The 23,204-nt window shown below is 45.3% G+C and carries 19 protein-coding genes; 8 read left to right on the forward strand and 11 right to left on the reverse strand.

Translation table 11 applies throughout. The features are described from left to right. Window positions 1–73 precede the first annotated feature (73 nt). Together CSQ79_RS23835 and CSQ79_RS23840 are read left to right on the forward strand one after the other, a co-directional pair. On the forward strand, window positions 74–523 hold the full coding sequence (locus tag CSQ79_RS23835) for a GFA family protein (RefSeq protein WP_099703602.1): 450 nt from the start codon (window positions 74–76) through the stop codon (window positions 521–523). A 114-nt stretch (window positions 524–637) separates the two neighbouring features. After that, window positions 638–1,120 (forward strand): GNAT family N-acetyltransferase, encoded by a 483-nt coding sequence (locus tag CSQ79_RS23840; RefSeq protein WP_099703603.1) that lies wholly within the window; start codon window positions 638–640, stop codon window positions 1,118–1,120. Between the two features lie 299 nt (window positions 1,121–1,419). Here the strand turns inward: CSQ79_RS23840 and CSQ79_RS23845 are convergent, their stop codons facing one another. Beyond that, entirely contained in the window at window positions 1,420–1,818 is a 399-nt protein-coding gene (locus tag CSQ79_RS23845; protein WP_099703625.1) for a response regulator, read from the reverse strand. A gap of 259 nt (window positions 1,819–2,077) precedes the next feature. Here CSQ79_RS23845 and gyrA point away from each other — a divergent pair, with 259 nt between their 5' ends. Next, entirely contained in the window at window positions 2,078–4,576 is a 2,499-nt protein-coding gene (gyrA, locus tag CSQ79_RS23850; RefSeq protein WP_099703604.1) for a DNA gyrase subunit A, read from the forward strand. A gap of 77 nt (window positions 4,577–4,653) precedes the next feature. Here gyrA and CSQ79_RS23855 read toward each other — a convergent pair whose 3' ends face one another. Next, window positions 4,654–6,099 carry a protein adenylyltransferase SelO gene (locus tag CSQ79_RS23855; protein WP_099703605.1) on the reverse strand — a complete coding sequence of 482 codons (1,446 nt, stop codon included), beginning with the start codon at window positions 6,097–6,099 and terminating at the stop codon, window positions 4,654–4,656. A 312-nt stretch (window positions 6,100–6,411) separates the two neighbouring features. On the opposite strand from CSQ79_RS23855, the gene CSQ79_RS23860 reads away from it, so the two are divergent. Beyond that, window positions 6,412–6,696 carry a Calvin cycle protein CP12 gene (locus CSQ79_RS23860; RefSeq protein WP_099703606.1) on the forward strand — a complete coding sequence of 95 codons (285 nt, stop codon included), beginning with the start codon at window positions 6,412–6,414 and terminating at the stop codon, window positions 6,694–6,696. A 92-nt stretch (window positions 6,697–6,788) separates the two neighbouring features. Here CSQ79_RS23860 and CSQ79_RS23865 read toward each other — a convergent pair whose 3' ends face one another. The 9 genes from CSQ79_RS23865 to CSQ79_RS23905 form a co-directional block, all read right to left on the reverse strand. Beyond that, a complete protein-coding gene (locus CSQ79_RS23865) occupies window positions 6,789–7,316 on the reverse strand; it encodes an acyltransferase (RefSeq protein WP_099703607.1) in 528 nt (175 codons plus the stop codon). A 120-nt stretch (window positions 7,317–7,436) separates the two neighbouring features. Further along, window positions 7,437–8,015, reverse strand: a complete 579-nt coding sequence (locus CSQ79_RS23870) for an acyltransferase (protein ID WP_099703608.1) — start codon at window positions 8,013–8,015, stop codon at window positions 7,437–7,439. Window positions 8,016–8,162: 147 nt separating this feature from the next. Continuing rightward, on the reverse strand, window positions 8,163–9,353 hold the full coding sequence (locus CSQ79_RS23875) for a hypothetical protein (protein WP_099703609.1): 1,191 nt from the start codon (window positions 9,351–9,353) through the stop codon (window positions 8,163–8,165). Further along, the gene (locus CSQ79_RS23880; protein ID WP_099703610.1) at window positions 9,350–10,381 is read right to left on the reverse strand and encodes a glycosyltransferase family 4 protein; all 1,032 of its coding nucleotides are present in this window, start codon (window positions 10,379–10,381) and stop codon (window positions 9,350–9,352) included. Before CSQ79_RS23880 ends, CSQ79_RS23875 begins: the two co-directional genes overlap by 4 nt. A gap of 10 nt (window positions 10,382–10,391) precedes the next feature. After that, complete coding sequence (locus CSQ79_RS23885) at window positions 10,392–11,342, reverse strand: phosphotransferase (RefSeq protein WP_099703611.1); 951 nt, start codon at window positions 11,340–11,342, stop codon at window positions 10,392–10,394. Window positions 11,343–11,377: 35 nt separating this feature from the next. Further along, window positions 11,378–13,138: an ABC transporter ATP-binding protein gene (locus tag CSQ79_RS23890; RefSeq protein ID WP_099703612.1), complete on the reverse strand. Its 1,761-nt coding sequence runs from the start codon at window positions 13,136–13,138 to the stop codon at window positions 11,378–11,380. 88 nt (window positions 13,139–13,226) lie between these two features. After that, window positions 13,227–15,800: a glycosyltransferase gene (locus CSQ79_RS23895; RefSeq protein WP_099703613.1), complete on the reverse strand. Its 2,574-nt coding sequence runs from the start codon at window positions 15,798–15,800 to the stop codon at window positions 13,227–13,229. Between the two features lie 289 nt (window positions 15,801–16,089). Further along, window positions 16,090–17,541 carry a sensor histidine kinase gene (locus tag CSQ79_RS23900; RefSeq protein ID WP_099703614.1) on the reverse strand — a complete coding sequence of 484 codons (1,452 nt, stop codon included), beginning with the start codon at window positions 17,539–17,541 and terminating at the stop codon, window positions 16,090–16,092. A 24-nt stretch (window positions 17,542–17,565) separates the two neighbouring features. Further along, a complete protein-coding gene (locus CSQ79_RS23905; protein WP_099703615.1) occupies window positions 17,566–18,270 on the reverse strand; it encodes a response regulator transcription factor in 705 nt (234 codons plus the stop codon). A gap of 368 nt (window positions 18,271–18,638) precedes the next feature. Here CSQ79_RS23905 and CSQ79_RS23910 point away from each other — a divergent pair, with 368 nt between their 5' ends. The 4 genes from CSQ79_RS23910 to CSQ79_RS23925 all read left to right on the forward strand — a co-directional run. Then, window positions 18,639–19,868 (forward strand): efflux RND transporter periplasmic adaptor subunit, encoded by a 1,230-nt coding sequence (locus CSQ79_RS23910; protein WP_099703616.1) that lies wholly within the window; start codon window positions 18,639–18,641, stop codon window positions 19,866–19,868. 146 nt (window positions 19,869–20,014) lie between these two features. Continuing rightward, entirely contained in the window at window positions 20,015–21,196 is a 1,182-nt protein-coding gene (locus tag CSQ79_RS23915) for an ABC transporter permease (RefSeq protein WP_099703617.1), read from the forward strand. 214 nt (window positions 21,197–21,410) lie between these two features. Next, complete coding sequence (locus tag CSQ79_RS23920; protein WP_099703618.1) at window positions 21,411–22,295, forward strand: helix-turn-helix transcriptional regulator; 885 nt, start codon at window positions 21,411–21,413, stop codon at window positions 22,293–22,295. Between the two features lie 230 nt (window positions 22,296–22,525). Beyond that, on the forward strand, window positions 22,526–23,204 hold a 679-nt coding region (locus tag CSQ79_RS23925; RefSeq protein ID WP_502693963.1), incomplete at its 3' end, for an NADH-quinone oxidoreductase subunit D-related protein.

Here is a 23,204-nt window from a genome sequence, read left to right on the forward strand (position 1 = left end):
TTAGGTGATATTTGAAAGTAATCGGTGGGGGCGATCGCAGATAATATGAGTTGTTAGTTTGGGGCAATAAGGTATGACCGCTCCTTACACTGGAGGATGTCAGTGCGGGCAAATTCGATACGAGATCTGGGCTGAACCTTTAACGCTTTATGCTTGTCACTGCAAAGAATGTCAAAAGCAATCTTCGAGTGCTTTTGGTATGTCAATGTCTGTTCCCCGCGATGCAGTTGTCATCCTCCAAGGACAACCAAAACAATGGCAGCGAGTCGCTGATAGCGGACGTGAAGTAACTTGCTTATTTTGTGAGGAGTGCGGGACAAGATTATTCCATAACCCTGCCCGAAACTCCAAAATTATCAATGTTAAACCTGGAACATTGGATGATACAAGTTGGCTCAAGCCTGTTGGCAACTTGTGGACTCAAAGTGTTCAAAAATGGGTCATCATGAATGAACAAATGTTGAACTACGAGGCGCAACCGAGCGACTTTAGCCAACTATTTGAGCAATTTCAAATTGAGTAACACGCTCATGAAGTGAAATCCACAAAACTACGCTAGAAACTCATTTGAATGTCGGCTTTAAGAAGGTTCAGTAGCTTCATTGCTTGGAAATCTTAAACATTAACTGAAGTTCATATGGAAGTACGGATTGAACCTTACGACGCGCATCAACTTGATGCAGTCATTCGCCTTTCGCTGCGAGCATGGGCACCAGTTTTTGATTCGATTGAGAAAATGATGGATTTTGACGTTTTTCGAGAACTTTATCCTGATTGGCGTGTGAGTCAACAAAAGGCTGTTAAGGATGTTTGCGCGGCTGAAGACACAAATGTATGGGTTGCGATCGCTGCTGATGCAGTCGTGGGTTTTGTCGCCGTGAAACTAGATGTAGAACCCAGCGTGGGTGAAATTTACATGATCGCTGTCGATCCCGACTTTCAAGGTCGCGGCGTTGGCTCTGCTTTAATAAAATTTGCGCTTGATTGGATGAAAGATGCAAAAATGTCGGTTGCAATGGTCGCAACTGGTGGCGATCCAGGTCATGCGCCAGCACGTCGCACTTATGAAAAGCTAGGCTTTAGGCTGTTACCACTTGCCCAATATTACAAAAAGCTCTAGAAGAGGGCAGGGGAGCAGAGGAACAGCGGGTAGTTGGGTAGTTGAGTAGGCGGGTAGTTGGGTAGTTGGGTAGTAAAGAACAATAATAATTAGATCTCTCCTACACTCCCACTCTAAAACGCTCCCACTCTCCCACACTCTTACTAGTCACTAGCCACTAGTCACTCTTCACTCACCCCTCACCCCCTATAGAATAGTATTTTTGTACTAAACTAGAATCGTTCTGGTTAATAACTGTGGTAAGGGTAGCGTCAGACTCCTTACGGTAGAGGACTTAAGTGAAAACAACGCAGGTATTGTTAGTCTTTTGGCAGCAATGCCAAAATTTGCTCGATAAACTGTTGATGGTCAACAACGGGTTTGGAAATGTAGCCATCAGCGCCACTTTGCTTGAGAAAATTTTCGCGATCGCCTTCCATGGCGTGTGCTGTTACCAAAATAATCGGCAATTTAGCAGTTTGTGCATTCGCTTTCAACATTTGGGTAATCTTAATACCATCAACGGCTCTACCTTGGTACACACTACGAGAGAGAGAAACATCCATCAAAATAATGTCAGCTTCTCCCGCTGTAGCAATTTTTATTACTTCTTCTACGTTTTCGGTATGTTTGACATCCAAGCCACCACGTTTAATCAAAATTTTGGAAAAAACCCGTGCATTAATCAAATCGTCTTCCACAATTAAAACAGTTTTCATACGAGGATTTACCGCAGTTTGTCTATTATTCATAAATGAACAGATTATAGTTATGGCAGAAAATACCATTTTATTAAGAACATTAAGAGGCATTTCAAATCATGAAAGTACTTGCCTCTAATTTAAGGATAATACTACTGCTGTTTACTCAACGACTACCGCTGAAATACTGGCACAAGCCATTTATCCTTTATGCTATTGTTCATTGTTTATAAATTACAGGACATCTTTTGTTGTTAGGAATCAGGGAACAGAATTCATGGCGAAACAATTAAACCTTCTCTCCAAGGGACAGGTCATTCCTACGGCTTTGCATACAGAAATGCAAAGGTCATATCTTGAATACGCCATGAGTGTGATTGTTGGGCGGGCATTACCCGACGTGCGCGATGGCTTGAAGCCAGTTCACCGACGTATTCTGTATGCGATGCACGAACTAGGGTTAACCCCCGATCGCCCTTATCGCAAATGCGCCCGTGTTGTCGGAGACGTACTTGGTAAATATCACCCTCACGGCGATCAAGCAGTGTATGATGCCTTGGTGCGATTAGTGCAAGACTTTTCCAGTCGCTATCCTTTACTTGCAGGGCATGGTAATTTTGGTTCAGTGGATAATGATCCGCCAGCTGCGATGCGTTACACTGAGACACGCTTAGCACCAATTAGCCATGATGCATTACTAGCAGAAATTGGCGAAGAGACAATTGAATTTATTAGTAACTTCGATAACTCGCAGCAAGAACCTGTTGTTTTACCCGCACAATTGCCGCTGCTACTGTTGAATGGTTGTGCAGGAATTGCGGTAGGGATGGCAACGAATATTCCGCCGCATAACTTAGGAGAACTCATCGATGGTTTGATTGCACTGATCGATCAACCAGAATTATCAGATGAAAAATTATTTGAACTGATTCCTGGACCTGACTTTCCCACAGGTGGCGAAATCATTGGCACAGCAGGCATTCGCGAAGCCTACAGCACTGGTCGCGGCAGCATGACACTACGGGGAGTTGCTCAAGTCGAAGAAGTACCTGGAGGACGCGGCAGTAAGCGACGCACTGCAATTATAGTGACTGAATTACCGTTTCAAGTAAATAAGGCGGGTTGGATTGAAAAAGTTGCGGAGTTAGTCAATCAAGGACGCTTAGAAGGCATTGCTGATATTCGCGATGAAAGCGATCGCACTGGAATGCGCGTTGTCATTGAACTCAAACGCGACAACAACCCGCAAGATGTGTTGCAGCACTTGTATCATCAAACCGCCCTCCAAATGAACTTTGGGGCAATTTTGCTAGCACTTGTTGATGGACAACCGCGTCAGTTAAGTTTACGCGAACTTTTACGCGAGTTTCTCAAGTTCCGCGAAGAGACACTTAATCGGCGCTACTCGCATCAGTTACATCAAGCCGAAAGCCGCGTACATATTGTTTCGGGTTTACTGCGGGCATTGTCACATCTAGATGATGTCATTGCAATTCTGCGTCAGGCAAGTGATGGTAGTACCGCAAAAATTACACTACAAAGCCGATTTGATTTGACAGAAGCACAAGCAGATGCAATTTTATCAATGCCACTGCGTCGGTTGACAAGCTTGGAACAGGAAAACCTGAAAAAAGAATTTGAATCGTTAAACGCGCAAATTCAAGAACTACAAAAGTTACTCAACGATCGCCGCGAGTTACTCAAAGCTTTAAAAAAAGACTTGCGATCGCTCAAGCGTAAGTTTGGTGATGTGCGGCGGACAAAGTTAGCTCAGAATTTACCACCAATCGAAGATAAAAAAGCAACAGGAGAAAAGCAGCAATCTTCATCAAAACCCCAAGTACCACTCAATGTGCATCCTGTGGAAGAAGTGGTTTTAGAGTTTACGCAGCGAGGATATGTCAAGCGATCGGCAAATGGTCAACGTCCCAGTAGAAAATCAAAAGCAGAAAATGGTAATTCTGATTATGATTGTGTGATTCAAACTCAACCTGCCAAAACTGATCAGACATTACTTGTGTTAACAGGTAGTGGCAAAGTTTATCCCTTACAAGTTGGAGAAATTCCTTCATCAGGGCGTGGAGAAAAACGTGGCAATCCTTTGATTGGCTTGCTGCCAAATTCGGCAACTGCGGAAACTGTTGTATCGCAATTTTTATTACCCGACGATCCAGAAACAACACAACTTGTCTTGTTAACTAAATTAGGGCGAATCAAGCGGTTGGCAATGACAGAGTTTTTGAGTATTACTAATCGCGGTTTGACAGTGATTAAATTTAAAGACGATGATGAGTTATTATCAGTCCTTGTTGTCCAACCTGAGCAAAATTTGGTTCTCGCCACAATTGGCGGACGACTGTTGCGTTTTCCTGTCAATGACGAACAACTGCCAATTATGGGACGTACTGCTGTGGGTTTACAAGCATTGCGGCTACGCAAGCAAGAGAAGTTAGTGGGTGGTGTGGCGCTTGATAACTTGGGTGATAATGTGTTGCTAGTTTCACAATCAGGATCGGCGAAACGAGTATCCGCAAGCACACTACGCCAGGGAAATCGCGGTGATATTGGGACGCAAGCAATGCAGTTTACGTCTAAATCTGATGGTTTAGCGGGGATGGTGTTGGCGACAGAGGAAGCAGCTTTAGTTGCAAATACGCAAAGAGTTGTGCGGATACCTGTCGATACAGTTACAGTTCGCGGTAAAGATGGCGCTGGCGATCGCATTGCTGAACTGAATCCTGGGGAGAAAGTGATTGAGGTGGTGGCAATTGAATAGGTGAGATACGGTTGGTAATAGGTAATGGGTAATGGGTAATAGGGTGAGAGTAGATCGTGTTGGTAATACTTGACGATTCAGATGATGTTGTTAGATCTCGTAATTTGTCCTAACAAATCATAAAATGGTTGCCAGTTATCTTCTTGGGTGATTGGTTCCCAAACTGATTCAATGACAGGTCGGAGTAAAGCAATTTTAGGGTTACTTTGCTGAAGTTTTGCTACATTTGCTGTTTCAGATGGAGGCAGTTTATTCAAGTATTTATGGTACAAGTTTCGCCAGCTTTCTAGTAATTCAGAGGAGCTATTCCAAGGTAAACTATCTATTTCATTCAAAATAAAATTGGCATCTTCTCGCCATTGGCTGGAAAAATAGTGTGTCAGTTTACTGAAAAAATCGTGATAACCTACCTGTGTCTCTTGTAAAAGTTGAATTGTTGTTTGTAAAAGCTCTTCTCCTTCAGCAACAGGTAACGACGAAAAGCCTAGTTTTTTTAACATTAATTTACTGTATTCTATATAGTAATGCTCGTCAAACATTGACAAACTTACCTCCATATCCTCAGGAGAAATGACAGCTTGTAAGGGTTCTTGTAAAAGTTCTAAATTTAATTTACAAACACTCGGTTGTCTGCCGTAACAGTAGCGACGATAGTAATCAAAATATGCGGCAGTAAATAGTGGGTCGTATGAGGGAATAAAAGCATAGGGACCATAATCAAAGCTTTCACCCGTGATGGACATATTATCGGTATTGAGTACTCCATGACAGAAGCCTGCTGCCATCCACTGGGCTGTGAGTTCGGCGACACGTTTGACGAGTTCGGCATAGAATAGCGAGTATTGATCGGCTTGACCCCAAACTGTGGGATAGTAGTATTCAATAACGTGGTCAAGTAACTTTTGAATTAAGTCTGGACGCTCGATGTAATAAAGTCGCTCGAAAGTTCCAAAACGAATGTGCGATCGGCTAAAACGAATCATGACAGACGATCGCGTTGGCGAAGGCTCATCACCGCGCCACAATGCTTCTCCTGTTTCAATTAGGCTAAAACAGCGGCTCGTGCGCACGCCCATTTGATGCAAAGCTTCAGCGGCTAGAACTTCGCGCACACCACCTTTAAGAGTTAATCTACCATCTGCACTGCGCGAGTAAGGTGTTGTTCCTGAACCTTTGGTACCAAAGTCATAAAGTTCCCCATCAGTACCGCGTACTTGTCCATAGAGAAAACCTCTTCCGTCACCTAAATATGGGTTGTATTGACCAAACTGGTAGCCGTGATAGCGTAAGGCTAATAACGGGTCGCGTCCTTGAAACTTGCCAAAAGCTTCGATGAAGTGTTCGTTTGTAACGGTTTGTGGATCGAGCTTTAATAATGGCAGTAGCGCATCATTGCGAAAGCGGAGGATATGTGCAGGAAACTCTGCTGCGACAACTTGATCGAAGTAATCATTACCCAAAGTTTCTAGGGCAGGTTCGTAGTTGAGTGCGAGAAAGGGGTTAGTCGAATTAGCGAGGCTCATTGATACATAAACATGACTGTCCTTTAATAACTAACATGGTTCAGGGTATGCGCAGGTAATATCATTTAGCTTTAAAGTTACTACATCTAGGTAGCAGAGGCGCAAAGTCGCTTCAGGAGCCAAGGAGAACTTAGTATAACCTATCCGTGGCAGGTACTTCAAAGTCAATGGTGCAGGCTTGGTATTTTGCAGTTAAGTAAAGGCTATCAATCATAGAAAAAGCTTATATGATTTACACCTTATTATTGAGCATACTTATTGCTATAGTGGGTTCAGCTTGAGAAATCAATAATTCTACAAAGGAGTCGTTCCATGGTTTACGCTACTAAAGAATCAACCGCAACCGTTTCCACCCCTTGTGTTGAAAGCAAAAAATCTTTAGAGACATCCTTTCAAGCAGCATTGGAACACGCGCGTCGCCTTACCCAAATGTATGGCATTGACACTCCTGAGGTCGCTGTAGCTTGGGATACAGTTGAAGAATTAATTACTGCGATCGCAGCTAAAGCTCATCAGCGAGAAACTCCCACATCGGCGTTTGCAAAATACTGCGCTTTGTATCCAGAAGCACCCGAATGTCGCCTCTACGACGTTTAAAACCTGCTACCTAGGCAACACATCTGAGCGCTCAGTTGATTGTGATAGGGTAAAGTTACCTACTATAAATCTAAAAAATTAACGTTGGTATATCAATCAGGATACGCCCAGCCAACAATTCGGGCAGGATTTCCCGCAGCGATCGCATATTCAGGTATTTCAAAATCAACCACCGCACCCGCACCAACAATTGCACCATCACCCAGACGCGCACCACTAAGAATTACCGCACGAGTACCAATCCAAACATCGTTACCAATCAAAATGCTACTTTGTGAAGTGCTACGCTGAGGTATTGTTGGAGGAACAGCAGCAAAAGAGTCTGCAAGCACAACTTCGCGAGAAATTAGCACGTAGTCACCAATCTTAACGTGTCCGTTTGTGGCAATGATAGGTCCTGCTAACGTGCAGTAATTGCCAATCTCAACTTCGCCTGACGGTCCAAGGTCGAAAAGTGTATCAATATAAATTCCTGTATTGTGTCCTACACGCAAACCACAAGCACGTTGACTACGGTAATGCAGAAATGCGTAAGTACTATACAACCAGCTTTGTTCGCCAAGGATGACGTTTGATGGTAGAGGTTGCGAAAACCAATCGTGTGGTAAGTAGGTAGGCATAATTATTTTGGGTAATCGGTAATGCGGAAAGCTGTTAGCGTTTAGCACTTAGCAAAGAAAAAAGCTAATAGCCAATCGCTAATTACTAATTGCTGTCCATGACCAATGACCAGTTACCAGTTACCAGTTACCAGCCTTATTTTGAATTCTTGCGGGATTGCCTGTGACGATCGCTTTTGCAGGAACATTTGTAGTGACGACGGAACCTGCACCAATTTGCGCACCCGCGCCGATATGAACTCCCTTAAGGATAATCGCGCCAATTCCGATTTGCACGTCATCTTCGACGATCACAGGTTGAGTGACTAACGACGGACGTGGTTTTTGATCGCCTGGAGGTGCGATCGCGATCGCATCTTGTCGTCTTAAGCCTGGTTCGCGGGGATGAAAGTCGCTATCGGCAATTGTTACGTTGTAGGAAATCGTGACGCGCTTACCAATAATAATGCTTTTGGCACACCAAAACATTGCACCCACAAGAATTGAGTCATCACCTACAACTACAGCACCTTCGGGTTCTACTGAGAAGACTGTCCAAGTATAAACATATACGCTATTCCCTAAGACTAACCCAGGATTACATTTGCTGCGGAAACGCCGAAAGCTGTCTTTACGCTCTAAGTAGCAATCTTTACCAATCCCCACGTTAGCAGGAAGTGAACCATAGTCCCAACTACCAATAAATTCATTAATATCCATTTACTCTAAATCCCGACATATTTTAGCAAAAGTGTAGAGGACAGAGGGTAGTAGGGTAGGCGGATAATAAAGAATAATAACAATTAAATCTCTCCCACACTCCTACACGCCCACTCTCCCACTCTTCCACTAGCCACCAGTCACTAGTCACTCTTCACCCACCCCCTCGCCGCTATAACAACCAATCTGCGCTAGCATTTCGCTTAAAACTTTTTGTGCATCAAAGCTATGTGCGAGTTTCCACGCAGCTTGTTGATGGTAGTCGTAGTTTTGTTCAATTGTGGCGATCGCCGCAACAGCCTCATCAAAATTACTAAACGAAAATAAACCGTGACCTGTGGGAATATAATCAGAAAAACCTGTTTCTTGGACAACCACAGGACGTTTAGCGGCAAGGTAACATACCGAACGACAGCTAAACCATCCGCAATGCGTTGCAACGTAGATATTCTTGGCAACGCTAAACTCGCCGCGCGATCGCTCGATATAATTGCGGTAAGTATTGGCAGATGCAGATGTCGCTTGGGCATCGACAACTGACCAACCTAGCTGTTGCCAGCGTTCTAATGGTGCGGAACCGTTAACATTGATTGTGACCTCAAACGCGGCGGATGAGTGTTTAGGAATTGCCTCGATTCTGCCAAACTCTAATTCTTTTGCACCATACGTGACACCATTATGGACGATCGGCTGCGGATAATTTCGCCAAGTCATTACCGTTGTCCACTGCGTAGCAGGTAATTGAGGTTTCCAGCAATCGAGAACTACCGGAGGGCGGGTGAAATGCCAGTTAATATCAAAGGTTGGCAACGGACAATCTGGTTGTCCAAGTCGTAGCGCATAAGTAAAAAAGTGGTCGTGCGATCGCCAACCCCAAGCTTGTTGTTCAACTGGTTTGCTATCCCATAAAGGAAAAATCGCAAAATGGTTCCAACCTGGATCGGTATCGATTAAGACTTTGTGCGGACAGCGTTGATATTCATCGCGTAGCAAGCTACCACCAGAGATATTAAGAAATAAACTTGCGTCGGCAGCAACATCAGCGATCGCCTCAGCATCAAGTCCATATGTTTGTCCATCTACAGCCCGATAATGCCAGCGTTTTGCTAAGGAAGGCGAAAGGACTTTAAGTGACTGCTGAAGAAATTGTATGCCGTAACTCGGATCTTCTTCGTACTCGCCAGTGTTTGGGTTGTAAGAATGTGCAGGTAAACCTGTATCTTCAAGGTAATAAACTTCAAAACCAAGACGTTCTAAGCCAAGCGCGTATTGTCCGTAATCCCAAGCAACACCGCCCACTGGACTTGTGACAATCATACCAGTGACAATCGCTTTCATTGCCGCGCCTCCAGCAATTTGTAATAAAGTGCTTCATATTCATCGACCATACGCTGATAGTCAAAACGGGCGACAACGGCTTGACGTACGCGAGTGCGATCGAGTGCTAAGACATCGGGGATACAGGCTGCAAGTGAATCTACATCAGTAGCGTAATAACCAGTTACACCAAACTCAACAATTTCAGAAACTGCACAGCGATCGCTTGCTAAGACGGGCGTACCACATGCCATGGCTTCAATTAACACCATCCCGAAAGCTTCAGAGTAGTTGATCGGAAATAGTAACGCTGCTGCACCCGCGAGTAATTCGTTACGTTTTTCGACGCCCACAGGTCCAATGTATTCGATTTGCTTGTTAATCAAAGGCACGACTTCAGTTTCAAAATACTCACCTTGTCCCTGCCCTGCCATAATCAGCCGCATACCGACTTTTTGTGCAACTTTAATCGCTTCAACCGCACCTTTTTGCGCGTTAAGATGCCCTAGAAACACAAGATAATCGCCCTGCTGAGGATGAAATGGAAATGCGGCAGTATCAATACCGTTATAAATCACAGGTACGTTGGCAAGTGACTTAAACTTGCTGCGATGATAGCGCGAAACTGCGACAACTTGGGCTTCTGGGTACTGTGTATAGCTGCGGAGAATATCAGAATTAGGATTAATGTGGTACGTGTGAACAATCGGCGTAGGAACTAGACGGGTAAATGGTAGCGCGTAATGATAAGCGTGGCTGTGGATAATATCGAATTCTTGGGCACGTTCAAACGCCGCCGCGACGTGGACAACTTCGTGAAATTCATAGTTATTCCATAACATCGGGTCATCTTTATAGCCGCGTGCATAAACTGCGTGTAACGGCGCAGATGCTTGTGAATCACCTGTAGCAAACAGCGTAACTTTGTGTCCGCGACGCATTAATTCTTCGGTGAGTAGCGACACAATTTGTTCAATCGAACTACCACTATCGGGCCCCGTTCGACCGGCAATTGGGGAGATTAAGGCAATCCGCAACAGTTTAGCCACTGCTGTCCTCCTAATCCAATTCGTGCCAGAGGTTTTCTACTTTATCGAGTGCATTTTCAACAAAAGTAGGTTTTTGAAATGGTTTGATCCACCAACGGAGATACCACAGCGTTTTCAGGATGTCGCAATAAGCCAGCGTTTGGTTAAACGTTTGTCGATCAATTGCAATATATTGCGTCAATTCATCGAGGTAAGCCTTGAGGAGATATGGTTTATGTTTGCCCCATCCTGAAAGTAACCGGACGACATCCCATGCAGCAATGCCAATTGACGCCCATTCCCAATCAATTGGTCGAATACCTACATCAGGTTGAACAATAATGTTGTGACAAGACACATCGCCGTGGAGTAATGTTTGTGGTTGGCAAATCAAGAATGCAATTAATTCGTCAAATCGCACCGTCAGCCGATCAAAGCGTGTAAGTAGATGCGCATCGGCTTTTTTTTTGAGACTCTCGCGGGCAGTTTGTAGAAGATAGTAATAGAAATCTACGTTATGTTCGCCTAGACAATCGAGCGATCGCAACTCGGCTACTCGATCGTAATAAGTTGCGTGTAACTGCGCCATCCAGCGGAAAGCTACTAACCATTCAGCTATCTCATAGTATTCGAGTTTCCACTCACCGACATCTTCGAGAAATAGCCAGTAGCGTTGTGTCGTGCGATCGCACAAACCAGCATATAACTGTGGTGCCCCAAAACGTTGTTCTGCAAGTAATTTTTGATAAAGTAGCACCTCACGTCCTTGACGAACATCCTGCTGCAGTTGCTTGAAGATTACAGATATCTTTTGACCTTGGTTCAGTGTTATTTTTAAACGATAAATAGGATGCGTACTGTAGTTATCTAACGCTGTGGAAGTCATCTGTTGAATTTGCATAGGCTGCCTCAAATATTCGCCCAAGCCTTGCTCCAGTACTTCCGCAACTGTGGATTGCCCCTCAACCAAGTCTAATGTCATTTCACTTCTCCTCTGCCCCTCTGCACCCTTACTTCCTAAGCTGACAATCCCACTGCTTCATCATCATTGGTTGTCATTTTTACTACTCTGCCATGCTCAAGTACGAGTCGAGCATCGCAGTGTTCCAGCGTACTCAGTCGATGCGCAATCATTAAAGTCGTGCGCCCGTGCATCAATCGTTCCATTGCTTCCATAATTGCGGCTTCTGTCTTGACATCAACTGAACTTGTCGGTTCGTCCAGAATTAAAATTGGTGCATCCTTCAAAAATGCCCGTGCCAGCGAAATTCGCTGACGTTCCCCACCAGAAAGTCGCATTCCCCGTTCGCCAACTTTTGTGTCATAACCCTGGGGCATCTTCATAATAAAATCGTGAGCATTTGCGGCTTTGGCTGCGGCAATGATGTCGTCGTAACTTGCATCGCAACGAGCATAGCTAATGTTTTCTGCAATACTGGTGGAAAAAAGCATCGGTTCTTGCAACACGATCGCAAACTGAGAACGCAAATCGCGTAACTTGTAATCGCGCAGATCGACACCATCAAGTAGAATTCGACCATCAGTTGGATCATAAAACCGCGTCAACAAACTGACGAGTGTTGTTTTACCCGCGCCTGTTGTCCCTGCAATACCTAACCGAGTCCCAGGGCGCAGTCGAAAAGAGATGTGGTGGAGAATCTGACTTGTGGCATCGTAACCGAACGATACATTCTCAAAAGTCACTGCACCTTTAGCACGGTGTAATCGTTTACCATGTCGTTTTTCAATCACATCAGGGGGTTCGTCCAGTAGCGCAAAAGCACGTTCAGCACCCGCGAGAGAACCTTGCAAACTTGCAACGCGCTTACTCATTGATTCCAACGGCTTATACAACTGCGATAGATACCCTAAGACTAATAGCAAGTTGCCTAATGATAATTCTCCGTTTTGTACGAGTCGCACACCGAAATAAAGTACCGCAGCAGTACCAACTGCCGTAGCAAGTGCTACGAATACACCTAAACCACCTTCGACAAATGTCAGGCGAATTTTTGCCCACAAGCTTTCACGCGCATGGCGAATAAAACGTGCTTGTTCGCGATCTTCTTGACCAAATGCTTTAACAACGCGCACCGCAGTTAAGACCTCTTGCACAACAGAAAATGCCGCGCTTTCGAGCTTTTTTGCACCACGCCATTGTTTGCGTAACCGTTGCCCATAGAGTCGCGATAGCCAGTAGAGTAGTGGTGAAATTGCGATCGCAATCAACGCTAGTTGAAGATGAATCAACGCTGTAACATACACCATCCCGATCAACGTGACAGATGAAGTGATAAAGGGAATCACACCATCAATGGCAATCCACTGCAAAGCAGGTGCATCGTGTTGTACGCGATAGTTTGTTTCATAGGTTCCCTTGGCATCGTGATATGCCAGTGATAGACGCTGGGCGTGGCTAAACAACCTGACGCGAAAGTTTAAAACTAATTTTTCACCAACATAAGTTTGCAGCACCGAAGTCACAAGTCCACGCAGCTTACCGAGAACAACAACAGCGATCGACAAGAAGATCGCAAAGATGAGAATTGCCTCATTCGAGCTTTGTACACCTGCTGGGAGGATTACTTGCAAGAAACCTGGCAACGGTCGCGATCCGAGTACTGTATCAACAATAATTGTGAGTGGTAGTGGAGTAAGAAGTGTAAATGGTGTTGACAACAAGCTCAAAAGCAACAAAACTGCCAAGTGCCAGCGAAAAGACCAAGCCTCTTGAAATACTCTTTTGTAAAGTATTCTGTTGGTATATGGCTTTTGCACTACTCTTTGCCTCTTAAAGACGATAGGGGTGAGCGGTGAGCGGTGAGAAGTGAGCGGTGAGTGACTAGTGACTAGAGAACATTATGTATTATTTCTCCTCTGCCCCTCTGCTTCCTCTGCTTCCTCTGCTCCTCTGCTCCTCTGCACAAGAAGCCCCCTGCACTCCTTTACGCTCGATTGCTTGCAACAGCAAGGACATGGCGATCGCACACTCGTAAAAACTACGAAAAATTAAAATTAAGGCGATGATACTTAGTTTAAGTACTGCGCCCCATGCCTGGTCAATTGTTGCGCCTAGAGTCAATACGACAAATAGCACTACAAGTATCCAGCCAAGTTTTGACCACCGCGACCAGATTTGTAACCGGACAAGTTGATTACCACCACCGTGTTCTTCAATCGCCATTAAAAGACGACCAACGCCAAGTAAACCTGCAGGAACTTCGAGATCCCATCGGTCGTAGTTACCGCCGTGATGTACGCAATTTCCAGTTTGTTGAATTGCTGATTCGATCGATGTCAACCATGCTTCTGGTGCTTGCCAAACTGTACTCCAGATCGTGAGTTTTTGCAGTCGGGGTAAAACAAGATGCGCTAACCCGCGCGATCGCCAAGGCTGTAATCCGTGGCGCAAACGTCCGCGCAGCCGTGCTAATGGTTGGAGTAAATACAATATGGTTGTCAAACAGTATCGCTGCCAACGCTGGGATTTTGGCGTGTTAGGAAATGAGGCACGCGCCGCACTGCGACTTGCTTGTACTAATGTGGTCACAACTGCAACAACAGCTATAGGCAACACTAACCATAGCGGAGTCCACAACAAACCAAGTAGCGCCAGCCCAAAAAGTGCTAAAATGACAAGATACCACTCTGGCATCAATGGGATAGCACCAAGCGTTCCTGGCGTGCGTTGATAAATCGATTGAAACGGCGCAGTTCCCCACATTCCATAAAATACCTGCTCTTTGGCACTCAGCGCGTGCATAACGCCTGAACCGTAAATGCGCCCAGACCAAGAAAGATGACCTGCTGCATTGTATTTTTCCGGAAATTTTTGTGAGAGTAGCGCTTCGGCTTTACCGTAGCCTTGTTGTTGCTTCCAATATGCGCGTACCGAGTTGCGACGATGATGCCAAACTACCGCCGCCGGATTAAACCCGAGACTCCAACCTTGTTGCTGTAACCGCCAACAAATATCAACATCGTCACCCGCAGTACGAAATTGCGGATCGAAGCCATCAATTGCTTGCAGGCACGTTTTGCGAAACGCCATGTTACAACCAGGAATATGCTCAGCTTCTCGATCCGACAAGAGAACGTGCAACGGACCTCCTGGTGCATTCGCCACACATTCAGCGATCGCGCCGTCTCCTGGCGGTGCAATATTGGGACCACCAACACCAGCATAGGATGTATGCACAAACGTATCAGCTAAATACATCAGCCAATGCGGATCGGGGTAAGCATCATCGTCAATATATGCTACAATTTCACCCTTTGCTGCGCGCATTCCAACGTTACGAGCATTACTCAAACCTCCTTGAGGAATGTTGATCAGCCGCACATTATATTCACTGGCAATCTCAGGTGTACTATCTGTTGAGCCATCATTAATAACGATCGCTTCAAAATGCGGATACTTTACTTTGGCTAAGCCCTCAAGAGTGTCGCGAATAGTCCGCGCACCATTGTAACTACATACCACAACCGATATGAATGGCAATTGGAGATTTGGGGAAAATGGTACCTGTGCGAAAGCATCACCCACCGCCGCCAGCGCGGGTTTTAGTTGTCGCCGCCGAGTTGTTAATCCAAAATCCCAATCTTCAATGTCATAGCCGCCGCGATGCCATTCATCCGTCCAAGCAAAAATAAAAGCCCCCGCACAACCTGCCGCAAAGGCTGTACGAATTTGCCAATCGAGGACATCAGCTTGCTTTTTGAGACCATTGCGCCGACTATCTAAACCAATCTCAGCCATCACTAAGGGGCGATCGCCAACCAGGTTTTGCAGACGTGCTAGGTAAGCTTGCAAACGGTCTTGTTGTTCCAAGTAGACGTTGAAACAAACAAAGTCAACAAATGGCAGATGTAGATACTCAGTCGTGGGATAATTCACGTAAGTCACTAAACTGCCAGGGTCTTCACTTTTTGCTACCCAATACAGTTGTTGTAAGAAACGCTCGATGCGATGACGACCGTACCACCGCACAATGGACGCTGGAATTTCATTACCGATCGCGTAACACAATAATGCCGGATGATCTGCACAAGTACGCACACCGCTACGGATGCGTTCTTTAATTGCTTTGATGCGGTTCTTATCCTCCAAAAATGCAATATGCTGTTCCCAGGGCAGCCCCACCATCACACGCAGTCCGTGTTTTGCCGCAACATCTAATAACCAACGTGGCGGTACTGTATACGTCCGCACCGCATTGATACCCTTCGCCGCCATTGTGGCAAAGTCAGATTCCACAATCCGAGGATTGGGATAATCATTGCCGTTTTGGTCAGGACGAAAAGTTCCATAGGTAACGCCACAAACATAGAGTTTCTCCTCACCGATAAACAGAAACTTACCCCGAACTTGTGGTCGCAGTTGCTGCGTTACAGAAAAAGGAGTGGGTAAGTTACGTACAGTTATTTGTTGAGCAGTCAAGTTGATCGCACCCTTTCAAAATCTATCGGGTTGCCCCAAGAGAACATAAAATTAAAAATAATCATTGAAGCTTTAAGAATGCTTAAATGAAGCTTAATGTATCCTTAAATTCTGCTCGACCAACTGCAATTTAATTCCTAAAACGCAAGCACTACAAAGCTTCTAGCAATTTGATGCAAGTAAGTTGCAATAACAATTTATCCGAATTTAATTAACAGCTTGTAACTAAATTCGCCACATAATATCAATTCGTAATGCCTTTTTCAGAGGAACTTCGCTACTAACACAATTATTTATTCTCCTCTGCTCCCTTGCCCCTCTGCACAAAAAGTGGCAACTCTACCCAAAACACCGCCCCACCCCTTGGTTGATTCGCCGCATTGATTGTGCCGCCGTGAGCTTCTACAATTGCTTTGGCAATAGCTAAACCCAATCCCGAACCCCGCTCCTCATTCCGCTGCTGGCGATCGCGGTAAAAGCGCTCAAAAATATAAGGCAGAACAGTTGGAGAAATACCAGATCCCGTATCGGCGATCGTAACCCGTGCTTTAGAGTTGACAATTGCTAGCTGGAAATCGATCTGCGTACCTTCTGGGGTATGGCGAATTGCGTTATCCAAAAGATTCAGTAGCACTTGCTCAATGCGATCCATGTCAACTAGTACCATCACATTGCTAGCGATCTGGGTTTGCAGCTGGCGTTCTCCCATCATCAAGCGGACTTGTTCTGCGACTTCAATACACAAGCTTGATAAGTCAGTCAGTTGTAAATTAAACGTTGCTGAGCGATCGCTGCGTGCAAGCAACAAGAGATCTTTAACCAGCCGATTTGTGCGATCGACCTCGCGGCGGATTTTACGAAGCAAGGGCTTACCTGAATCGGGTGTCCCTGCGACTCCATTCATCAGTATTAAGTCAGCATAACCACCAATGACAGTTAGTGGCGTGCGCAGTTCGTGCGAGACATCAGCGAGGAATTGACGCAGTTGAGATTCCGATCGCCTTTGTGCCTCAAACGCAGTTTGAATACGGTCGATCATTTTGTTGAAAGACCAAGCTAGTTTACCGACTTCATCGTGTCCCTGCGGTAGTTGTACGCGCTGCGAGAGATCGCCCCGCGCAATTCTATCTGTCACTACAATCATGCGTTCTAATGTTCGCAAATTGGCACGTACCATGAGAAAAATCAATGCTGCGGCGATCGCTAGAAAAACTACGCTAGCGACTACAAATGACAACACGTGCTGGCGTATTTCAAAGAAGCGTTCTACAAGCGAGGTACTCAATACCACAACACCAAGTGGTTCTCGACGTGGTGGAATGGGGACAAGCGCTATCAAAATTTGCTTGCCATTACTACCATTTATGATGTAATTTTGCTCTAATTCGCCTGCTAATGCCGGTACATACCACTCTTTAGGCAATTCAGGCGGCATCGGTTCGCCAATTGTACTGATATGGCGACCAATGACTGAACCGTTACGGTTAACAATCAACGCGCCGGTGTCTGCTGAAGTGAGATCAGTTGCAAGTTGTGGTGCTAGTGCTTGCAGTTTTTGTTCGTCTACAGGCTGGTTGAGTAGCTGTGCATCAATAGTTGGCTTTGCTTGCGCGCGAATGCGTACGGCTTCGCGATCTAACATAAAAGTGCGCAAATTAATGTAGTCATGCAAACCCAGCAATAGCAGCAAAGGAGTAATTGAAGCTAGGATACTGAGTGTCAATCGCCAGCGGAGTGTCATGATTATTTAATCAACCTCTGCTAATTATTCCAACGCTGGATCGCGCAACATATATCCAATACCGCGTACTGTCCGAATCATAAATGGTGGCTCGGTATCTAACTTGCTTCGTAAATAGCTAATGTAGACTTCGATAATGTTGGCGTCACCATAGTAGTCGTAACCCCAAACGCGATCGAGAATTGTTTGGCGCTCTAAAACCTGATTAGGATGTTGCATTAGTAGATGTAACAAGTCAAATTCTTTACGTTTAAGCTCAATCTGTACGCCATCGCGCCAAGTTTCGCGAGTATTCGTATTCAATGTAATCGATCCAACTGTGAGTACTTCACTCTTTGGGTGATGATGGCGGCGTAACGCAGCACGGATGCGAGCTAGTAATTCAGGAAAATGAAATGGTTTAGTGAGGTAATCGTCAGCACCAAGCTCAAAACCACGCACTTTGTCTGCAAGATCGTCGCGTACCGTCAGCATGACGATGAGAACATCACTACTACGACGCAAGCGACGACACACCTCGAATCCATCGATGTCCGGTAAATTGTTATCGAGGATCACAAGCTGCGGTTTCCATGCATTGAATGCTTCAAGTGCAGCATATCCTGTACGCACCGATTGCACCTCAAAACCTTCATAACGCAAGCCAAGCTCAACGAAGTCAATGATTAATTGCTCATCATCCACCACTAGCACTCGGATCGGCTGATTGCTCGTATCCTGACCACACATGGCGGCTAATACTCCCTCAGACTTGATTAATTTTTAGTCTAGTACATCAAATTTTGTTGTAGGCGATCGAGAAAATGGAAAGCAATTATCTAGTTGCTTGTTTTGACCTTCTAACTTTTGATGGAGTCATAAGCACGTTATGATTAACTATGGTTGTTTAACAACTCAGGGTTGATCCTGACTGCCGCCGCCGCACCACAACCGATACTCTAAGCTGCACATGTACTGTGTTTTCATGCTCGTGGCATTGAAAAGTCTATCAGTAGCATAGTGCTAAATTCTGTATTCTGACATTTTGAGATCGCAATCTTGATTAATATTCAGCCGCAGCGATCGCTGCTACGCATGAGATTTCTAGCTTGAAAATCATGAAGAAGTTTAAGAGTAAAGGTCAATGGCTGGCAGGACTAGCAGCTTTGGCGGGAATTGGTGTTAGTGGTTTGATTTACGCTGTAGTTCTCAATCGCTCGGCTGAGCCAGTACCAGTGAGCTTGGTTACTGTAGAGCGCGGTACAGTAGAAACGACACTGAATGAAAGCGGCATTGTCGAACTGGGAAATCAACAAACAATCAAGTCTCCAACAGAAGGAGCGGTAGAGCAAGTCTTAGTACAGCCAGGGGAACGCGTCAGAGCAGGACAAGTACTGATTACCTTACGCTACCCAGAACGACAAACTGCACTTGGTAGCCAACAAGCAAAGATTGAGCAGCAACAACGCATCTTCGCACGCAATCAGCAGAAAATTAGTGAAGCGCAAGAACAACTCCGCGCCGATGAACGAAACCTGCAAACGCTGGCGGCGGGAGCGCGGGAAGGCGCAGTTGCTCGACGACAAGTTCAAGAACTCGAAGATAAGGTGCGCCAAACGCAGGCAACTTTGCGCGATGCTCAGACAGATACTCGTACCGCAGCATTGGAAATTCAGGCACTACAACTAGAGCGGCAAAGGATTCAGCAAGAACTGCGAGACACAGTGATTACAGCACCAGTTGATGGTGTAGTTCTCGGAATTGATGTCAAGAATAATGACGGAGTTGAATTGCGCACTGACTTAATCACCATCGGCGATCCTCAGCAAGAACTCGTAGCACTCCAGCTTGCTGCCCTCAATGCTGCCCAAGTAAAAGTCAATCAATCGGCGCGTGTTAGTGTAATTGGTGCAGATGCAGAGACTTTTAGTGGCAAAGTTCAAAGTTTGTATCCTCAAGCCGTTGTTCCCAGAGAAGAAGAGCGATCGCAACAAAGATCGAGTCAATCATCAGAACCAACAGTACCCGCGATCGTTAGGCTTGATACTCCAACTGGTTCGCTGATTCCTGGTAGCCGCGTGAATGTCGAAATTGTGTTAGAGCAACGCCAAAATGTTGTTGCCTTGGATACTGAAGTGATTCAGCGTAACCCTGAGCCTTTCGTATGGATTCGCGATAGTCAAAGTCAAGCTCAAAAACGCGATATTACTTTGGGGTTAGAAGGCGTATTGACAGTTGAAGTAACTTCTGGATTACGCACTGGCGAGCAAGTCATTATCCCACCTGATGAGGATGAGCCACAACTACAACCAGGAATGCCTGTGGTTCCGGCAAATAGCCCAGAATAAGAGCAGAGGGTAGAGGGTAGTAGGGTAGTTGAGTAGGCGGGTAGTAAAGAACAATAATAATTAAATCTCTCCCACACTCCCACACTCCCACACTCCTACACTCCTACACTCCCACACTCACCACTAGCCACTAGCCACTCTGTATTATGAGCATTGCACCAATTGACTTGCTAGATCTAACGTATCGTTCGCTGCGTAGCAACCCTTTACGTTCTGCTTTGACCGCTTTGGGGGTATTTATGGGTGTAGCAGCAGTGAGTGCTACACTCAATGTTCGTAGCATTAGTCGAGCTGTCATTGCGCAGCAACTCGCAGAACGCGGCGCGCCACGAGTGTCGATATATCCTCGTTGGGAGCCAAATAGTCCAAATACTGACCTGAGATCCGAAGACATGGATTTTCTGCGCCAGCGGCTGACAGGTGTGCAGGCAATGAGTGCTTTTAATTGGGCGGGACCAACACCAACAATTTTTCAAGATCAAGAATTGACTCCCCCAATGTCACCAGTATCCCAAGACTTCTTGATCACTTCGGGGCGATCGCTTGTAGAAGGAAGATTCTTTACACAAACGGATTTTGCCAATTATCGCTCAGTAGCCGCGATCGATCAATTTTTGGAAAAGCAACTGTTTCAAGGAGAAGATCCAATAGGTCAGCGGATTTATGCTAACAATCGACCTTATACTATTGTGGGAGTGGTAGAAACTCAGCTTGATGAAGAGGGACCACCAGAGGGTTTATTACTCATACCAATGTCGGTTCACAATGCCATCCGAGGAAGCCTCAACATTGGTAGTATTCAAATGCGTCCCTACAATCTTGCCGATGTCGAAGCTTTGGGCGAACAGGCGGAGGAACTCTTACAACGACGATTTCCTGGACAGAATTTTTTGGTGTGGAATAACGTTGAAGATATCATTCAGCAACAAGAAATCTTTGAATTGGCTTCACGCGGGTTAACGGTAGTAGGTGCGATCGCTTTACTTGTTGGTGGTGTCGGGATTGCGAATATTACAATTGCGGCGGTGACAGAACGTACTGCTGAAATTGGCTTGCGTAGGGCTTTAGGAGCGACTAAACGGGAAATTATGCTGCAATTTCTCCTAGAAGCTGCACTCTTAAGTTTATTTGGCGGAACTGTCGCTTTAGGGACAACACATGCATTGACGGTGGCGATCGCAGATACGTTTGATTTTCCTTATGAATTTGAAGTCAATACAGCAGCACTTTCTTTAGGTTCAGCACTTTTGGTTGGTGTCGGGGCGGGTTTTCCTCCGGCATTGCGGGCGAGTCAACTCGATCCAGTTAAAGCTCTGCGATCGGAGTAAACTTTTAGTAAATGGTAATTGGTGGTAACTGGTAACTGGTAATTGGTAATTGGATTAGGAAAGTTTTGAGTTTTGGAAAGCGAACAAAGGTGCCAAAGGCATCTATAAAGTGCATTTTTTAACTCATAACTCAACACTTATAAATCCTCATTACCCATTACCTATTACCAACATTTAATTATGCCCACCTACTTATGTAGTGCTGTTTCAAGTCATGCCTAGCGAGAACCCGTTAGTTCTGGATCGAGAAGATAAAGTTTTACAGATTTTCCCACGCCCACCAATTCTTACAAGTTTTCAGGCAGGTTGGGATGGCATTATGCTGGGATATATGTGTCAGCCAGCGTATGAAGTTCCTGAGATGTACAGTCCACGTTGGCACTCAATTGCTATTTTCACGCACGGTAATTATGCTATTCATGCAGATCGTAAATTAGATGGACGCTTTCATCGAGACGCAGTATTTGGTGGAGATATTGTTATTGCTCCTGCTAATGTTTCAACTCAAGCGAGTTGGGATGCAGAAGGGGACTTCATTCTCTTAGCACTTGAAAAAGATGTTTTTGCTCGTGCGATTGATGAAAATTATGAAGAGGCAGCAATTTTACCACACTTTGCGACACCCGATCCACTTATTTTTCAAATCGGGTTAGCACTAAAGACAGTGCTTGCTAGCGATCGCGGAAGCCGTCTCTATGCGGAGACAATGGCAAATGCTTTAAGCGTTCATCTGTTGCAGCACTATTCAGCACAAAAACCAGTTTTGCGTGAATATGCAGGTGGTCTAACAAAGCGGAAATTGCAACAAGTAGTTGACTATATTAATGATTATTTAGATCGAGATTTGGGCTTAGCTGAACTTGCAGCCGTGGTGCAGATGAGTCCGCATTATTTTTGTCACTTATTTAAACAATCAACAGGGTTAACTCCACATCAGTATGTCATTCGCTGTCGAGTGGAACGTGCGAAGATGTTACTTCATAACGGTGAGGCGATCGCAGATACTGCCTACACAGTCGGTTTTGCTAACCAAAGCCATCTCAATCGTCACTTTAAACGTATAGTAGGCGTGACCCCCAAACAACTCCTACAAAAATAGCAAAAACATACAAAAAATCGGACAAATTTACAAGACAAATGGGTAATAGGCATTAGGTAATAGGTAATAGGAATGTTGAGGGTGAAAGGGTAAGGGGTAAAGGAAATCTTCTTTTTTGACCTTTAACCTTTCCCCTTTAACCAAAACAAATGAGCAACCAATGTAATTACCAATTACCAGTTACCAATTACCAGCCTTTAAGTTACGTCTATTGTCACGCATTTACTCTTATGTCTTACGTTAAAAGAATTGAAACGAGAACGGAACCTATGGTGCTGAACATGGGTCCGCACCATCCTTCGATGCATGGGTGTTTTAGGTTAATTGTGACTCTTGATGGCGAAGACGTAGTGGATTGTGAACCAGTCATTGGCTATCTGCACCGTGGAATGGAGAAAATCGCGGAAAACCGCACCAGTATCATGTACGTTCCCTATGTGAGTCGCTGGGACTACGCTGCCGGAATGTTCAATGAAGCCGTCAGTGTCAATGCACCGGAGAAATTAGCTGATATTCCTGTTCCCAAACGCGCTAGCTACATCCGCGTCATCATGCTGGAGTTGAACCGCATTGCCAGTCACTTGCTGTGGTTGGGACCATTTATGTTAGATACGGGTGCTGGATCGCCTATTTTTTATATATTCCGAGAAAGGGAACTGATTTACGACCTGTGGGAAGCAGCCACAGGCTACCGGATGGTGAACAACAACTACTTCCGCATCGGTGGTGTAGCGGTCGATTTACCTTATGGCTGGGTAGATAAGTGCTTCGATTTTTGCGATTATTTTGACCCAAAAGTAGACGAATACGAACGTCTGATTACCAATAATCCCATCTTCCGCCGCCGTGTAGAAGGTATCGGCACAATCTCGCGCTCTGAAGCGATCAACTGGGGATTGTCAGGTCCGA

Source organism: Gloeocapsopsis sp. IPPAS B-1203, from assembly GCF_002749975.1.
Lineage (GTDB): Bacteria > Cyanobacteriota > Cyanobacteriia > Cyanobacteriales > Chroococcidiopsidaceae > Gloeocapsopsis.

What these genes read in the sequence shown, in the direction of transcription:
- CSQ79_RS23835 (WP_099703602.1), top strand. Translation starts at nt 74, where the DNA reads ATGACCGCTCCTTACACTGGAGGATGTCAGTGCGGGCAAATTCGATAC.
- CSQ79_RS23840 (WP_099703603.1), top strand. Translation starts at nt 638, where the DNA reads ATGGAAGTACGGATTGAACCTTACGACGCGCATCAACTTGATGCAGTC.
- CSQ79_RS23845 (WP_099703625.1), bottom strand. Translation starts at nt 1,818, where the DNA reads ATGAAAACTGTTTTAATTGTGGAAGACGATTTGATTAATGCACGGGTT.
- gyrA (WP_099703604.1), top strand. Translation starts at nt 2,078, where the DNA reads ATGGCGAAACAATTAAACCTTCTCTCCAAGGGACAGGTCATTCCTACG.
- CSQ79_RS23855 (WP_099703605.1), bottom strand. Translation starts at nt 6,099, where the DNA reads ATGAGCCTCGCTAATTCGACTAACCCCTTTCTCGCACTCAACTACGAA.
- CSQ79_RS23860 (WP_099703606.1), top strand. Translation starts at nt 6,412, where the DNA reads ATGGTTTACGCTACTAAAGAATCAACCGCAACCGTTTCCACCCCTTGT.
- CSQ79_RS23865 (WP_099703607.1), bottom strand. Translation starts at nt 7,316, where the DNA reads ATGCCTACCTACTTACCACACGATTGGTTTTCGCAACCTCTACCATCA.
- CSQ79_RS23870 (WP_099703608.1), bottom strand. Translation starts at nt 8,015, where the DNA reads ATGGATATTAATGAATTTATTGGTAGTTGGGACTATGGTTCACTTCCT.
- CSQ79_RS23875 (WP_099703609.1), bottom strand. Translation starts at nt 9,353, where the DNA reads ATGAAAGCGATTGTCACTGGTATGATTGTCACAAGTCCAGTGGGCGGT.
- CSQ79_RS23885 (WP_099703611.1), bottom strand. Translation starts at nt 11,342, where the DNA reads ATGACATTAGACTTGGTTGAGGGGCAATCCACAGTTGCGGAAGTACTG.
- CSQ79_RS23900 (WP_099703614.1), bottom strand. Translation starts at nt 17,541, where the DNA reads ATGACACTCCGCTGGCGATTGACACTCAGTATCCTAGCTTCAATTACT.
- CSQ79_RS23905 (WP_099703615.1), bottom strand. Translation starts at nt 18,270, where the DNA reads ATGTGTGGTCAGGATACGAGCAATCAGCCGATCCGAGTGCTAGTGGTG.
- CSQ79_RS23910 (WP_099703616.1), top strand. Translation starts at nt 18,639, where the DNA reads ATGAAGAAGTTTAAGAGTAAAGGTCAATGGCTGGCAGGACTAGCAGCT.
- CSQ79_RS23915 (WP_099703617.1), top strand. Translation starts at nt 20,015, where the DNA reads ATGAGCATTGCACCAATTGACTTGCTAGATCTAACGTATCGTTCGCTG.
- CSQ79_RS23920 (WP_099703618.1), top strand. Translation starts at nt 21,411, where the DNA reads ATGCCTAGCGAGAACCCGTTAGTTCTGGATCGAGAAGATAAAGTTTTA.